Here is a 14,888-nt window from a genome sequence, read left to right as displayed (position 1 = left end):
TTGTCTCGGAGTGTTATTGAACCCATGAGCCATTAGCTCAGTAGGTAGAGCATCTGACTTTTAATCAGAGGGTCGGAGGTTCGAGTCCTCCATGGCTCATCGTTTTGCGGAAGTAGTTCAGCGGTAGAACACCACCTTGCCAAGGTGGGGGTCGCGGGTTCGAACCCCGTCTTCCGCTCCACTCGCCCGCCGGGGTGGCGGAATTGGCAGACGCACAGGACTTAAAATCCTGGGGTAGGTAACTACCGTGCCGGTTCGAGTCCGGCCCTCGGCACGTGCGCTCGTAGCTCAATTGGATAGAGCATCTGACTACGGATCAGAAGGTTAGGGGTTCGAATCCTCTCGAGCGCGTTCATCGGGAAGTAGCTCAGCTTGGTAGAGCACACGGTTCGGGTCCGTGAGGTCGCAGGTTCAAATCCTGTCTTCCCGATTTTCCATGGGGCCTTAGCTCAGCTGGGAGAGCGCCTGCTTTGCAAGCAGGAGGTCATCGGTTCGATCCCGATAGGCTCCACCACTAATATTTTGATTTGGCGGTGTAGCTCAGCTGGCTAGAGCGTACGGTTCATACCCGTGAGGTCGGGGGTTCGATCCCCTCCACCGCCACCATTATCGGACCTTTAGCTCAGCTGGTGAGAGCAGACGGCTCATAACCGTCCGGTCGTAGGTTCGAGTCCTACAAGGTCCACCATTGCTAAGTTTCTTTTTGGAGGAGTACCCAAGTGGTTGAAGGGGTCGGTCTTGAAAACCGAGAGGCGCCGCAAGGCGCGCGGGGGTTCGAATCCCTCCTCCTCCGCCATTTAACGGATTTCCGAAAGAAGTCTCCCACCTCAAGGAACGCGAAGGATGTAACCCGGTGAGTGGGAGATGAAGAATATGGCTAGAACGGACACCTTCGGAACGAAGGGAAGCGTAAAGGGTTCTTGTGTGTGGCTTACCGTTCGGCGAACACGCACAAGTCGCTTGAAGCCTCCACCTCTAAGCGAAGCGTAGGTGGCGGGTAGTTCACATTCAAGTTCATGTTAAATGTGCCGGCTTAGCTCAATTGGTAGAGCAACTGACTTGTAATCAGTAGGTTGCGGGTTCAAGTCCTGCAGCCGGCACCAGAAATATGGCGGCTATGGCGAAGTGGTTAACGCACCAGATTGTGGCTCTGGCATGCGTGGGTTCGATTCCCACTAGTCGCCCTTTTTCTTCTTTAAAATTTTATATGCGGGTGTAGTTTAGTGGTAAAACCTCAGCCACGAGCATCGGCATCATCGAATTGGCTTCGAGTTGCCCCGACGCATCCGGCTTCTGTGAACCAGCTGGTAGAGGAAGGGGCATGGAAGTAGCGTGGCGGATGTTAAGCCAAATATTATGCGGGTGTAGTTTAGTGGTAAAACCTCAGCCTTCCAAGCTGATGTCGTGGGTTCGATTCCCATCACCCGCTTTTGATGGGCCTATAGCTCAGCTGGTCAGAGCGCACGCCTGATAAGCGTGAGGTCGGTGGTTCAAGTCCACTTAGGCCCACCATTTTCCATTGCATATTGTCAGATGATTCGTTATAATACTTAATGAACGTTCTTGTGCGTGCATGGTTCCGCTTGCCTCGATGCATTTTGCTTCCTTGCATTCGCTAGTAGAGGAAGGGACAGGACAAGTTTTGTGCTAGGYTTCTTRCTCATCATTCCGCAATAGCTCAGCGACGAGCAGGTGCATCGTCGAATATGCTTCGAGTTGTCCCGACGCATCTAGCTTCCTTGAATTTGCTGGCAGAGGAAGGGACAGGGCAAGTATTGTGCTAGGTTTCTTACTCATCATTCCGCAATAGCTCAGTGGTAGAGCAACCGGCTGTTAACCGGTAGGTCGTAGGTTCGAATCCTACTTGCGGAGCCATTGGATGGAGAAGTACCCAAGTGGCTGAAGGGGACGGTTTGCTAAACCGTTAGGTCGCAGTTTTGCGGCGCGCGGGTTCAAATCCCGCCTTCTCCGCCATAAGCGGCCCGTTGGTCAAGTGGTTAAGACACCGCCCTTTCACGGCGGTAACACGGGTTCGAATCCCGTACGGGTCACTGGTTAGTGGCACCAGACAACCTGGTGCCTTTTTCTGCAATCTTTTTTTGTCGATTTTTGCGTTTTTTTCTTGCTGTCTAGGCTCTTTTTTGTTATAATAGCCAATGTATATTAAGGGTTGGGGACAACGCAGTGTTTCGTTTCGTCAGCGAACGGGGCATTGCGTTTTTTGTTTTGTTTTTCAAGCTGCCAGCCATCGACCGCACCGCTTGGATAAAGGAAGCTTCCCGGCGGGAAGCTGATGGCAGACAGCATTTCCGTAGTTTATGACAGCAATTGCGCGTCGGCCTCGCCGCCATGAATTTGAACAAACATTGTTTGAATGGCTTGAAGTTGGCGGCGGGCGGCGTCTTCGCTCATCGACGGAAGGAAATAAACGATTTGCAGGGCGTTTTTTGTCTCTCTCGTTACCGCCGTGCGCTCAGAGTCGACGATCGGGCTGCCAAACGGGCCGCGTTCGTCTTTGCTGACAAGTTTGTCAGCGAAGTTGACGGAACGGCCGTTTAAGGCGATGTATTCGTCTTGCTCTGTGCCTATTGTGATGGTCACTGTCCCTTCGATGCGGTCAAGATCATAGATGCCGAGCGGAATTTTGTAATAAAGAGAAAAGAAATTGTTCACGTCGACCGCGGAGTGGATCGAAGGGAGAAAGTTTTTTTTCTGGATGCGCCGGTATAAGCTCTCGCTGGACGGACGGTAGCGGCTTGGATCGGTGCCGATTTGTTTGAAGGTCCGGCGCCATTCGGCGAGCTCGGGAATGTCGGCAATCGGTTTTTCCTGCAGCTCTATGTAAATGGACTCTTGAAACAGCTCAAGCCGCCCTTTTAGCATTTGCGGCGAGTCGCCGATGTCGATATGGCGGTAGCGGATGATGCCGAATTTGGCTGAAGGAAGGCGTTGTTTTAATTGTTCGGATACGATATATGGCATGTTCATCACCTCGCGTTTTATTTTACCATATGTGTTGAAAGGAGGGAAAACGATGGATATGATGGCGTTGAAAGAGGAAGTGATTGCGTACAGCCGATCGATTGGCATCGATAAAATCGGGTTTGCGAGCGCCGACCCGTTTGTCGAGTTGAAAGAGCGGCTGCGCCGCCAACAGGAGCTCGGGTATCAGTCGGGATTTGAAGAGCCGGATATTGAGAAGCGGACGAATCCTTCATTGCTTCTTCCAGAAGCAAAATCGATCATTGCCATTGCCCTCGCTTATCCGTCGAAAATGAAGGATGCACCGCGCGGGACGAAAACGGAGCGGCGCGGCCTGTTTTGCCGTGCATCGTGGGGAAAGGATTACCATGTTGTGCTGCGGGAACGTTTGCAGAAGCTGGAGGAATTTTTGCTGGCAAAGGTGCCATCCGCCCGCGTGCGATCGATGGTGGATACGGGAGAACTTGCTGACCGCGCGGTGGCAGAACGGGCTGGGATCGGCTGGAGCGGGAAAAATTGTTCGATCATTACCCCAGAGTTTGGCTCCTACGTGTATCTTGGGGAAATGATCACCAACATTCCGTTTCCTCCAGATGAGCCAGTTGAAAACCGGTGCGGGACGTGCACGAAATGCATTGACGCCTGTCCGACGGGGGCGCTTGTGCAAGGGGGACAGCTGAATGCACAACGATGCATTTCATTCTTAACGCAAACGAAAGGGTTTTTGGCTGATGAATTCCGCGAGAAAATTGGCAACCGATTGTATGGTTGCGACACATGCCAATTAGTCTGTCCAGAAAATAAGGGGAAAGATTTCCATTTGCATCCGGAATTTGAGCCGGATCCGGAGACGGCCAAACCGAAGCTGGTTCCGCTTCTTGACATGACGAACCGTGAGTTTCAAGAGAAGTTTGGTGCGATGGCCGGTTCATGGCGCGGGAAAAAACCGATTCAGCGCAATGCGATTATTGCCCTCGCTCACTACAAAGACCGGACGGCAGTGCCGCGTTTACTCCGGTTGTTAAAAGAAGATAGCCGCCCGGTCATCCGCGGGACAGCGGCATGGGCGCTTGGGAAAATCGGGGATGCAACCGCCAAGCCTCATTTGGAAGAGGCACGACAAACCGAGACGGACATGGATGTAATCGCCGAGATTGACAAAGGGCTGAAACTGTTGTCTGAGACAAAGGAATAGGGAAAGAACCTCCGCCTCCCTACATAAGGTAGTAACAAAAAGAAAGTGGGGAGCGGCATGAAAAAGCAGTTGCAACAGTGGCTCGATGAGCGGGCCCGTTCGTTTGTATCAGAACCACGCGTACAAGATGAAGAAATCATACGCAAGAAGCAACTGTGCGACAAACGAGGAGCGGAAATCGTCCGGTGCACGATCCGCGGACGAATTGTCGGCAGGCAGGCCGTCGAGCGGGAGACAACGATTGCTTATATGGCCCACTATCAATTTCTCATTAAGCATGGGGTTGATCTGTATATAGAGGAGCAGGTTGAGGAACGTCGCGCCCGCTTTTTGGGTGGTGAGTTGGTTGATGACCAGCAGATCAGCCGGATGGGGGATCGCGTTGAAGCACCGCGCGTTGAGCGTGAACGGTGGACGGGCGAGCGGTTGTTTTACCAATATGATCGTGCACAGGCGGTGCGGTATGCAGAAATGTGGTGGAACCGCCATAACCCGGCGTTTCCTTCCTTTGCCGTTGATTGCACGAATTTTGTTTCCCAATGTTTGTATGCGGGCGGAGCGCCGATGACCGGCTATCCGAACCGGGCGCGGGGATGGTGGTGTCAAAACAACAGTTGGAGTTACAGCTGGGCGGTCGCCCATTCGCTGCGCTGGTATTTAAGCGGAGCGCGCATCGGCCTGCAGGCGGTCGAAGTAGCCGAGCCGGAACAATTGATGGCAGGGGATGTCATTTGTTATGATTTTCAAGGAGACGGCCGCTTCGACCATACGACGATCGTGGTGGCGAAAGACAAAGACGGCATGCCGCTTGTAAACGCCCATACGACAAACAGCCGCATGCGTTACTGGTCGTATGAAGATTCAAGCGCCTATACGCCAAACATTCGGTATAAATTTTTTCACATCATTGACCGTAAATAAACGATGTTGCTGAGGTGAACGGAATGCCGCTTCATGTAGTACTGTACCAACCAGAAATTCCGGCTAATACCGGGAATATCGCCCGCACATGCGCGGCTACGGATACGGCGCTTCACTTGATTCGTCCGCTTGGGTTTTCAACGGATGATAAAATGTTAAAGCGCGCCGGCCTTGACTATTGGCCGTACGTCAACATTTCGTATTACGATTCGCTCGATGAACTGTTTGCCCGGTTTCCGCATGGCGAATTTTACTTTATTACGAAATTCGGCCGCCAATACTACGATTCGTTTGATTTCAGCGATACGGAAAAACATATTTTCTTTGTGTTCGGCCGTGAAACGACCGGGCTGCCGAAAGAACTGCTTGAAGCCAATATGGACCGTTGCCTGCGCATTCCGATGAACGACAAAGTCCGTTCGCTGAACTTATCCAATACGGCGGCGATTTTAGTGTACGAGGCGCTGCGCCAGCAACGGTTTCATGGGCTTTCGTAAACAAAAAAACGACCTTCGTTGCGGAGGTCGTTTTTTTGTGCCTTATTGTTTAACGCCCGGTTTGTCCTCGTAGCCGGCGGTGAAAATGGCCGTCAAAAACGCAATGATAACCCCTAACATAAGCAATGTGCGCATCGCTTTTCCTCCCTTGCAATGAAAGTGGTATGCGTTTCCCCTTTATTATAGCGAATATGGCCAAGCATGTGAATGAGAACAAGTTAGGACGGAGAGACAAAATTTTTTTTGCGGCGAATGATACGGGACATCCTCGCATAAATTGTAATAATCTTGCTGTTAGACATCCAAGGGTGAGGAGGTCCTTTATGGATATTTTACAAAAGATCGCACGGTACCGGGAAGAAGAAGAAAAGCTGAAATGGGAAGGGACGTTCGCGGAGTATTTAAAGATTTTAAAAGAAAAGCCGTGGGTGGCCCAATCGGCCCATTCGCGCGTTTATAATATGATTAAAGATGCCGGGGTCGAAGAGGTGAACGGAAGGAAACGATATAAGTTTTTTAGCCAGCACTTGTTCGGACTCGAAGAAGCACTCGAACGGCTTGTTGAAGAATACTTCCACCCAGCGGCGAAACGGTTGGATGTGCGGAAACGAATTTTGCTGCTGATGGGTCCGGTCGGCGGTGGGAAATCGACGCTCGTGACGCTTCTAAAGCGTGGCCTTGAAGAGTATTCCAAAACGGACCGCGGCGCGGTGTACGCCATTAAAGGCTGCCCGATGCACGAGGATCCGCTTCACCTCATTCCTCACCATTTGCGCGATGATTTTTACCGTGAATACGGCATTCGCATCGAAGGAGAGTTGTCACCGCTCAATATGATGCGGCTCGAGAAAGAATACGGCGGCCGCATTGAAGATGTGCTGGTGGAACGCATTTTCTTCTCGGAAAACCGTCGCGTCGGCATTGGGACGTTCAGCCCATCTGATCCGAAATCGCAGGATATTGCCGATTTAACCGGAAGCATCGATTTCTCGACGATTGCCGAATACGGTTCTGAGTCTGACCCACGCGCCTATCGGTTTGACGGCGAACTGAACAAGGCGAACCGCGGCATTATGGAGTTTCAAGAGATGTTGAAATGCGATGAAAAGTTTCTCTGGCATTTGCTGTCGCTGACGCAGGAAGGCAATTTCAAAGCGGGACGATTTGCGTTAATCAGTGCGGATGAACTGATCGTCGCCCATACAAATGAAACGGAATACCGGTCGTTCATTGCGAACAAAAAGAATGAGGCGCTTCACTCGCGCATTATCGTGATGCCGATTCCGTACAACTTGCGCGTCTCCGAAGAAGAACGCATTTACGAAAAAATGATTCGTGAAAGCGATGTTGCCGATGTGCATATCGCCCCGCATACATTGCGGATCGCCGCTATGTTCACGATTTTGACTCGGCTGAAAGAGTCAAAGCGGCCGGATGTGGATTTATTGAAAAAAATGCGTCTATACGATGGGGAAATGATCGAAGGGTTCAACGAAGTGGACGTTGAAGAGTTGAAAAAAGAACATCCCGACGAAGGAATGAGCGGCATTGACCCTCGCTATGTCATCAACCGCATTTCGGCTTGCATCATTCGGAAAGAAGTGCCGTCGATCAACGCGCTTGATGTGCTTCGTTCGTTGAAAGAAGGGTTGGATCAGCATCCGTCGATCACGAAGGAAGACCGCGAGCGGTACTTGAACTTCATTTCGCTTGTGCGCAAAGAGTATGACGAAATCGCCAAGCAAGAAGTGCAAAAGGCGTTCGTGTACTCATATGAAGAGTCGGCGAAAACATTGATGGATAACTATTTGGACAACGTCGAGGCGTATTGCAACAAAACGAAACTGCGCGACCCGCTTACCGGAGAGGAAATGAATCCGGATGAGAAGCTGATGCGCTCGATTGAGGAACAGATCGGCATTTCGGAAAATGCGAAAAAGGCGTTCCGGGAAGAAATTTTAATCCGCATTTCCGCCTACGCACGCAAAGGGCAGCGATTTGATTACAACTCGCATGAACGGCTGCGCGAAGCGATTCAGAAAAAACTGTTCGCCGATCTTAAAGATATTGTGAAAATTACAACGTCGACGAAAACACCGGATGAGCAGCAGTTGAAAAAAATCAATGAAGTCGTCGCGCGTCTCATTGATGAATACGGGTACAACTCCACGTCGGCCAATGAATTGCTACGCTATGTCGGCAGCTTGTTGAACCGCTAGGCATGCCTCGAGCGCCGGGGCATGCTTTTTTGCATCGATAATCGGGCTTGTCCGTCCGTTGTTCGCTTTTCTATTTTCGGCATTCATCTGTCAATTATTTTGAATTTTTGCATAGGATAAAATAAACAACTTGGCATAGTGATGGTCCGTTTTGATGACGCCAACATAAGTATATGCGGGAAAGTGAAAAGTGTGAGAACCATTTTAACAAAGGAGGGGAAAATATGAAAGGGAATTTCGTTGTATCGAAAGAAGACTGGTCCCTCCACCGCAAAGGATATGACGATCAAAAGCGGCATCAAGAAAAGGTAAAGGAAGCGATCAAAAACAATTTGCCGGATTTGATTACGGAAGAAAGCATCATTATGTCCAACGGACGCGATGTAATTAAGATTCCGATCCGCTCGCTGGATGAATATAAAATTCGCTACAACTATGAGAAAAACAAACATGTCGGCCAAGGAAACGGAGACAGCCAAGTCGGCGATGTCGTGGCCAGAGACGGAAGCGGGGAGGGGCAAGGGCCAGGGAAAGGCCAAGGAGCCGGCGACTTGCCGGGCCAAGATTATTACGAAGCTGAAGTGTCGTTGATGGAAATCGAAGAAGCGCTCTTCAGCCAACTGGAGCTGCCGAACTTGCAGCGGAAAGAACTGGATCAAAATGTCGTTCAACATATCGAATTTAACGACATTCGCCGCACCGGGTTGATGGGGAACATCGATAAAAAGCGGACGATGCTCGCCGCTTTCAAGCGCAACGCCATGAGCGGCAAACCAGGCTTTTACCCGATTTACCGCGAAGATTTAAAGTTTAAAACGTGGAATGAAGTCGTCAAGCCGGAATCGAAGGCCGTTGTCTTGGCCATGATGGACACAAGCGGCTCGATGGGCATGTGGGAAAAATACATGGCGCGCAGTTTCTTCTTTTGGATGACGCGTTTTTTGCGCACGAAGTACGAAACAGTCGACATCGCCTTTATCGCCCATCATACGGAAGCGAAAGTTGTCAGCGAGGATGAATTTTTCACGAAAGGGGAAAGCGGCGGGACGATTTGCTCATCCGCCTACCGCAAGGCGCTGGAACTGATCGAAACGAAGTATTCTCCGTCGCGCTACAACATTTATCCGTTCCACTTCTCCGACGGCGACAACTTGACATCGGACAATGCCCGCTGTGTGAAGCTTGTTCAAGAGCTGATGAAAGTGTCGAACATGTTTGGGTATGGGGAAGTCAACCAGTACAACCGCCATTCCACGCTCATGTCGGCGTATCGCAATATTAAGGATGAAAAGTTCCGCTATTATATTTTGAAGCAAAAATCAGATGTGTTCCACGCGATGAAAACATTTTTCCGCAAAGAAGAGAGCAAGCAGCTCGTTTGACCCTCTGGCAGCTGAAAAAAGGGGGTTTTTCTTTTTGGAAAGGGAGGGCAATCGCCCTCCCTAAAATAAGTTATTGCTTTTGCAGCGTCGCCGCCATGGCGAGCACGGCGCCAAGCACGTCTTCGTTGCGTGGAGCGTGCACGGTCAATAGCATTGGCGCTGGTTGGGCGCTGGCGATGACATGAACGGTGGCGCCGTCCGCTTGTGCAGTGTACCAAACCGCATCAGCGAACGGCTTAGGCAATCCGTTCGTTTGTTGGCGGGCGGCGTTGGCGTCGATCGCTTGGGCATGTTCTTTCGCCAGCTGCTCGTAGTTTGTTTCCCCCTCTGAAAGCAAGCGAATGCGGGCGAACGACTTACCGTGGAGCAATACATCAGCATGCGGCTCTTCGGCATCCAGCGTCCAACCGTCCAGCACGTAGAGGGAGAAATGCTGGTTGTCGCTTGTGGTCAACGTTGCTGTCCCTGTGACTGTTTGATTTCCGACTTGGTAAGACAAAGAAGTTGTTGGACGGGAAGAAGCAGCTTCATCCCCTGTCGCCCCGCTTTGTCCACCTCCTGCTTGATGTTGTTCATCAACCGGGGGAGCTTCTTGGTTCTTTGGCTCGGCTGTTTGCGTGTTGGCGGAGTTCTCGTCCGAACTTGCGGATTGTTTTTCTTTCGCAGCCGTCCCTTCTGATGCGGGCGCCTCTGTGCCGCAACCGGCAAGCAAGGCGGCGGTGACAGCGAGGGAAAATAACAGCTTCCCGTATCGATTCATGTTCATCCCTCCTTACGTTTCATATTACCGCTCATTATACCAATTGAAACGGTGGAAACAAACAGACTGCGTTCCCTATTTTTTCGGCTTGTTTGTTTTTGTCTGTTCTTTGGCATGATGAAGGGCGATATGCGCACCGCCCCACACGGCGGCGGCTAGAAGAGCGAGTAAAGCAAATCCGTAAAGCATGTGGTTCCCTCCTCATGTATACTAGATGGCAGAATCAACATAATGTATGAAACGCGTTTCAAAGCAAGTCTTTTTTAGGGGAGTGGGGAACATGGCGAATATCCGCGATTTGGCGAAAGAGGCGGGAGTGTCGGTGGCCACTGTATCGAGGGTGTTGAACGGATATCCATATGTGAGCGAGGAAAAACGAAAAGCGGTTTGGGAAGCGGTGGAGAAGTTAAATTACTCGAAAAATATTCAAGCCGTTCACTTGGCGAAAGGAAGGACAACGATTGTCGGGGTCATGCTTCCGTACATTCACCACCCTTATTTTTCGGCTGTAATCGAAGGGATTTCCAAGGAGGCGCTTCGTTATGGTTACCAACTGCTTTTGTTTCAGACGAATTATGATGTGGAGAGGGAGCTCGAGGCATTGGAACGGCTGCGGATGAAGCAAATGGATGGGATGATCGTATGTTCCCATGAAGTGGACTGGGAAGCGTTTGCCGCTTATCAGGAAGACGGTCCCATCGTTTTATGCGAGCAGGTGGAAGGGTATGATTTTTTCACCGTCTATATCGATCACTACCAGACGTTTGTCCAAGCGCTGCGCTACTTGATCAAAAAAGGGCACCGACACATCGGCTATTGCATCGGAAGAATGACGGGGCCGAACAGCCAAGCGAGGGCGGCGGCGTACCAGGATGTGTTGCGTGAAGTCGGCGTCATTCCTCGACGGCATTGGGTTTTTGATGGGTGTCTATTTCTTGAGGATGGAAAGCGGGTCATGGAGCAATGGATCGCGATGGAGGAGCGTCCGAGCGCGTTGCTTGTGACGAGTGACCAAGTGGCGGCCGGAATCGTGCTCGAGGCGCGACGCATCGGAGTGCGCATTCCAGAGGAGCTTGCCATCATTGGGTTTGATAATGATCCGCTGGCCGAAATGATGGGCATTACAACCGTGGCGCTCCCCCATTTTACGCTCGGGGAAAGAGCGTTCCGCCTTCTTCACCATTGGCTGGAGACAGGCCGTGTGACGCGAAAACAGGAAGAGCTGCCTGCTCGGTTGTTGGTGCGGGATACGGCATAATAGGGCCTGGCTTTCCATTTTTGACAATTCGTTTGAAGCCGCTTGAAACACCATCGTGTTATATAGTTTTCAGATGGTATCGGTTCACGGGGCGTCCGACGCCGCCGTATTGAACATCGAGCACGACTTTTCCCGTTTTCTCAAGGTATTCCAAGTAGCGGCGGGCCGTCACACGGGCGATGCCGACGCCCTCGGCCACTTCCTCGGCGGAAACAGGGAAGCGGTGCTGGCGCAAGTAGGCGACGACTTTTTCCAACGTCACTTCGTTTAATCCTTTCGGAAGTTCAGGGAGCGGGGCGGCAGGTTGTTCAGCCGTTTGCCGCAGTGCATCGAGTTCTGCCTGGGTGAGCGATTCCTTTTCTGCAAGCGACTGGCGGAACGCCCGATAATTTCCCAGCGCCTGTTTGAGCCGTTCAAATTTAAACGGTTTCACAATGTAATCGAAGGCGCCGTTTTGCAGGACGCGGCGCACTGTTTCAATGTCGCTTGCTGCTGTGATGGCGATGATGTCAACTTCATGGCCGCGGGCGCGGATTTGCTTTACTGTTTCAAGGCCGTCTAGCTGCGGCATGTAAATATCAATCATCGCTAAATCGGGACGCAGCTCGTCGATGAGGCGGAGTCCTTCTTCACCGTTTCCGGCAAGGCCGACGACGGTGAAGCCGTCCACTTGTTCGATCATTTGCCGGTTCACTTCCTGGACCATCGGATCGTCTTCAATGAGCAGTACACGGTACATGCTTTTCCTCCTTTGCACGGATGGAGCCTGTTTACATGATGGAGAAAGACACCAGCGCTGTTTCGCTAGGCTTCCTTGCTATGTTACATGTCAAATGTGATCGTAAAGATGGTGCCTTTTCCTTCTTCCGATTGAACCTCGATTTGTCCGTTTCCTTTGTCCACGATTTGTTTGACTAAATATAAGCCGATGCCGCGGCCATCGCTCCCTTTTGTGGAGAAGCCTTCTTCAAAGATGCGGCCGAGATGTTCGCGGGCGATGCCTTGGCCGTTGTCTTCGACAGAGAGGGAGCAGACATCCTCATTTTGTTCGATGCTGACGTATACTTCCTTCTCGCGGCCGGCGACGTTGCGGAACGAATCAAATGCATTTTCGATTAAATTGCCGAGGATCACGACGAAATCATGGTGATCAAGGCGCGGTGGAAACCGGTGCAGCCGGCTGTGCCGGTCGATCGTCACGCGAATGCCGAGCTCTTTGCCGCGGCGGATTTTGCTTAACAATAGCCCGGAGATGCTTTCGTCTTTGATGTTGCGGCTTAAAAACTGCGTCAGTTCTGCCTGTTCCTCTGTAACTTGGAAGACGTACTCGAGCGCTTTTTCGATATGGCCGAGCTGGATGAGGCCGGCGATCGTGTGGAGCTTGTTCATGTATTCATGGTTTTGCACGCGCAGGGCATGGACAAACGCTTTCACTCCTGTCAGTTCTTCGGCCAGCCGCTTGACTTCCGTGCGGTCTTGGAAAATGGCAATGGCGCCGACTGTTTTCCCGTTGACCTTGATCGGGATGCGGTTGCTCCAGATCGTCAAGTTGCCAATTTGCAGCTCACGATTATAAATCGGTTTGTTTACCTCAAGAATTTCCGGAAGATGTGTATCCGGGATGACAGAGCGGATCGGCTGCCCGATGACATCCCCTTCGACGCCAAGCATTTGTTTCGCCCGATCGTTGAAAATCGTGATGCGTTCATCGCTGTCAATGGCGATGACGCCTTCGTGCATGGCGTTAAACGCCTCTGTCCGCTCCACAAGCAGTTTGGCGATTTCATGCGGCTCGAGTTGGAACATTTGCCGCTTAATGTGGGAGGCAAGCAGCCAAGCTCCGCTTCCGCCGGCGAGCAGCGACAAAACGATCGCTATCGCAATTTCCTCTTTTACTGTGCTCATCGCTTCCCAAAATGTCGGCAGCCGGTAGGCGGCGATGACGACGCCGATTTGTTCGTGATCGCTGTTCATAATGGGGACGAAGGCGCGGATCACGGTTCCGATTTCCCCACGCGCTTTCGAGGTGTACGTATGCTCGGCAAATGCCGGCCCTTCATCGGCGCCGTGGGAAATGGTGCCGATCATTGCTGGGAGCGGGTGGGAGAGGCGAACTTTGTTCATATCGAGTACGACAATATAGTCAGCGCTGTGGATGACGCGCACCCGTTCGACGATCATGTTGACGAGCGCCCGGCTTTGCTTGTCGCCGACAATGTGGTGTTTGACTTCCGGCAGTTCAGACACTGTGCGCGCTGTCAACAAGGCGCGCTGGCTCAGTTCTTCTTCTTTTGTATGAAAAAAATCGCTGATGATAAACAAGCCGCTCAGCAGCATCGAAAAACTGACGATGACAAAAATTAAAATCGTGATTTTCCAACGGATCGGCAGCCGATTCATGGCGAGACTCCTCTTTTTTCGAAACAGTCATTATCATTTATTTTAGCATGATTCCTCTGATATGATAAAAGAGATGAAAAAATCAAGGACGAAAATGGTGTGGATGATGAGAAACAGTTGGAAATGGTGGCTGCTCCTTCTGTTCGCCGGCATCGGGTTGGCTGGATGGGCGGTGAGCCAGCAAGTCGGCCGGGAGCCGCTTGTTTATGATGATGAACAAAAGGGGCTGCAAAACCAAATTATTATTTACTTTAGCCATGTTGTTGCGGAAAACACGCCAAAAGGGTTGGCGGCGCAAAAGTTTGCCGAGCTTGTCGAACAAAAGACCGATGGCCGCGTCAAAGTTGAGGTGTTTCCGAACGGTTCGCTCTATTCGGACGGCGAGGAGCTTGATGCGCTGTTGCGCGGCGATGTGCAAATGATCGCGCCATCATTTTCAAAGGTGACAGAGCTTGTCCCCGAATGGCAAGTGCTCGATTTGCCGTTTTTGTTCCGCAACGATGACGATGTGCGCCGCGTCTTTACTGGAGAAATCGGGGCTGAGCTACTCGGAATGCTTGAGGCGAAGAAAATCAAAGGGTTGGCGCTTTGGAGCAACGGATTTAAGCAAATGATGAGCACCACCCGCCCGCTTATCGCACCTGATGACTTCCGCGGCTTGCGCTTTCGCATTATGCCGAGCGAAGTGATCGAAAAACAGTTTCGCCTGCTTGGCGGAGAACCGGTTGCTGTCTCATTTGACCATGTGTATCGGGCGCTTGAGCAGCATGAGTTTGACGGCCAGGAAAATACGATTTCCAACATTTACTCAAAAAGTTTCTACAAGTTTCAGCCTTACATCACCATCAGCAACCACGGGTACCTTGGTTATGCCGTGATGATGAACCAAGCATTTTGGGACCATTTGCCAAAAGACATCCAGCAAAAAATCACTGAAGCGATGGCTGAAGCAACACAATGGAATTTGCAGGAGTCAAAGGCGCAAAACGAACGGGAATTGAACGAATTGCGCCAGCGCGAGGACGTCCATCTTTATTTGCTGTCGGAAACAGAAAAACGGAGATGGGAACGGAAATTGGCCCCGCTGTATCAGGAATTTACGAGGCAGTTCGGTTCTAGACTTTTGAATGAAATCAAGAAATCCGATGAATAAGCTTCCGGTGACGGAAGCTTCTTTTATGGCGATAGATGCAGTTTTTGTAAACGTTTGAGACCAAAAAGACCAAAACGACCATTATCACCATAATATTTTGATTTTATGCTTTTTCCTTTAT

The 14,888-nt window shown here is 51.1% G+C and carries 11 protein-coding genes and 16 tRNA genes; 23 read left to right on the top strand and 4 right to left on the bottom strand.

All coding sequences use genetic code 11. From position 1 onward, the window contains the following. The first annotated feature begins 26 nt into the window (after nt 1-26). From CV944_RS06070 to CV944_RS05990, 16 genes are all read left to right on the top strand, one after another. Nucleotides 27-99, top strand: a tRNA-Lys gene (locus CV944_RS06070). A gap of 7 nt (nt 100-106) precedes the next feature. Continuing rightward, nucleotides 107-181, top strand: a tRNA-Gly gene (locus tag CV944_RS06065). A gap of 7 nt (nt 182-188) precedes the next feature. Continuing rightward, nucleotides 189-274 (top strand) — tRNA-Leu (locus CV944_RS06060). Nucleotides 275-277: 3 nt separating this feature from the next. Further along, nucleotides 278-351 (top strand) — tRNA-Arg (locus CV944_RS06055). Between the two features lie 5 nt (nt 352-356). After that, nucleotides 357-430, top strand: a tRNA-Pro gene (locus tag CV944_RS06050). Nucleotides 431-438: 8 nt separating this feature from the next. Then, nucleotides 439-514 (top strand) — tRNA-Ala (locus CV944_RS06045). Between the two features lie 15 nt (nt 515-529). Further along, nucleotides 530-606, top strand: a tRNA-Met gene (locus CV944_RS06040). A gap of 5 nt (nt 607-611) precedes the next feature. After that, nucleotides 612-688: transfer RNA gene (locus CV944_RS06035), tRNA-Ile, on the top strand. 17 nt (nt 689-705) lie between these two features. After that, nucleotides 706-796 (top strand) — tRNA-Ser (locus CV944_RS06030). Nucleotides 797-1,027: 231 nt separating this feature from the next. After that, nucleotides 1,028-1,103, top strand: a tRNA-Thr gene (locus CV944_RS06020). A gap of 8 nt (nt 1,104-1,111) precedes the next feature. Then, nucleotides 1,112-1,184 (top strand) — tRNA-His (locus CV944_RS06015). A 174-nt stretch (nt 1,185-1,358) separates the two neighbouring features. Further along, nucleotides 1,359-1,429: transfer RNA gene (locus CV944_RS06010), tRNA-Gly, on the top strand. Nucleotides 1,430-1,435: 6 nt separating this feature from the next. Then, nucleotides 1,436-1,512 (top strand) — tRNA-Ile (locus CV944_RS06005). A gap of 288 nt (nt 1,513-1,800) precedes the next feature. After that, nucleotides 1,801-1,875, top strand: a tRNA-Asn gene (locus tag CV944_RS06000). Nucleotides 1,876-1,881: 6 nt separating this feature from the next. After that, a tRNA-Ser gene (locus tag CV944_RS05995) sits at nt 1,882-1,974 on the top strand. Nucleotides 1,975-1,979: 5 nt separating this feature from the next. Beyond that, nucleotides 1,980-2,051, top strand: a tRNA-Glu gene (locus CV944_RS05990). Between the two features lie 265 nt (nt 2,052-2,316). On the opposite strand, the gene CV944_RS05985 is transcribed toward CV944_RS05990, so the two are convergent. After that, a complete protein-coding gene (locus CV944_RS05985; RefSeq protein WP_100660128.1) occupies nt 2,317-2,982 on the bottom strand; it encodes a B3/B4 domain-containing protein in 666 nt (221 codons plus the stop codon). 52 nt (nt 2,983-3,034) lie between these two features. Between CV944_RS05985 and queG the strand changes: the two genes are divergently transcribed. From queG to yhbH, 5 genes are all read left to right on the top strand, one after another. Further along, on the top strand, nt 3,035-4,177 hold the full coding sequence (gene queG / locus CV944_RS05980; RefSeq protein ID WP_100660129.1) for a tRNA epoxyqueuosine(34) reductase QueG: 1,143 nt from the start codon (nt 3,035-3,037) through the stop codon (nt 4,175-4,177). Nucleotides 4,178-4,234: 57 nt separating this feature from the next. After that, nucleotides 4,235-5,098, top strand: coding sequence for an amidase domain-containing protein (locus CV944_RS05975; RefSeq protein ID WP_100660130.1), 864 nt, complete (start codon nt 4,235-4,237; stop codon nt 5,096-5,098). A 23-nt stretch (nt 5,099-5,121) separates the two neighbouring features. Then, entirely contained in the window at nt 5,122-5,595 is a 474-nt protein-coding gene (gene trmL / locus CV944_RS05970; RefSeq protein WP_100663956.1) for a tRNA (uridine(34)/cytosine(34)/5-carboxymethylaminomethyluridine(34)-2'-O)-methyltransferase TrmL, read from the top strand. A gap of 323 nt (nt 5,596-5,918) precedes the next feature. Further along, nucleotides 5,919-7,814 (top strand): PrkA family serine protein kinase, encoded by a 1,896-nt coding sequence (locus CV944_RS05965; RefSeq protein WP_044742561.1) that lies wholly within the window; start codon nt 5,919-5,921, stop codon nt 7,812-7,814. A gap of 224 nt (nt 7,815-8,038) precedes the next feature. After that, nucleotides 8,039-9,196 (top strand): sporulation protein YhbH, encoded by a 1,158-nt coding sequence (yhbH, locus tag CV944_RS05960; protein ID WP_050368243.1) that lies wholly within the window; start codon nt 8,039-8,041, stop codon nt 9,194-9,196. Between the two features lie 70 nt (nt 9,197-9,266). On the opposite strand, the gene CV944_RS05955 is transcribed toward yhbH, so the two are convergent. Further along, nucleotides 9,267-9,956, bottom strand: coding sequence for a hypothetical protein (locus CV944_RS05955; RefSeq protein WP_100663955.1), 690 nt, complete (start codon nt 9,954-9,956; stop codon nt 9,267-9,269). A 280-nt stretch (nt 9,957-10,236) separates the two neighbouring features. On the opposite strand from CV944_RS05955, the gene CV944_RS05950 reads away from it, so the two are divergent. Further along, nucleotides 10,237-11,214 (top strand): LacI family DNA-binding transcriptional regulator, encoded by a 978-nt coding sequence (locus CV944_RS05950; protein ID WP_100659400.1) that lies wholly within the window; start codon nt 10,237-10,239, stop codon nt 11,212-11,214. Between the two features lie 58 nt (nt 11,215-11,272). Here CV944_RS05950 and CV944_RS05945 read toward each other — a convergent pair whose 3' ends face one another. Then, nucleotides 11,273-11,953 carry a response regulator gene (locus tag CV944_RS05945; RefSeq protein WP_100659401.1) on the bottom strand — a complete coding sequence of 227 codons (681 nt, stop codon included), beginning with the start codon at nt 11,951-11,953 and terminating at the stop codon, nt 11,273-11,275. Nucleotides 11,954-12,036: 83 nt separating this feature from the next. Further along, the gene (locus tag CV944_RS05940; RefSeq protein ID WP_100659402.1) at nt 12,037-13,614 is read right to left on the bottom strand and encodes an ATP-binding protein; all 1,578 of its coding nucleotides are present in this window, start codon (nt 13,612-13,614) and stop codon (nt 12,037-12,039) included. A gap of 106 nt (nt 13,615-13,720) precedes the next feature. On the opposite strand from CV944_RS05940, the gene CV944_RS05935 reads away from it, so the two are divergent. Continuing rightward, a complete protein-coding gene (locus CV944_RS05935; RefSeq protein WP_100659403.1) occupies nt 13,721-14,767 on the top strand; it encodes a TRAP transporter substrate-binding protein in 1,047 nt (348 codons plus the stop codon). Nucleotides 14,768-14,888: the final 121 nt, after the last annotated feature.

The sequence above is a fragment of the Geobacillus sp. WSUCF-018B genome, assembly GCF_002809985.1.
Taxonomy (GTDB): domain Bacteria; phylum Bacillota; class Bacilli; order Bacillales; family Anoxybacillaceae; genus Geobacillus; species Geobacillus thermophilus.
Note: the sequence above shows the minus strand (reverse complement) of the source record. Positions and strands in the feature narration are given on the sequence as shown.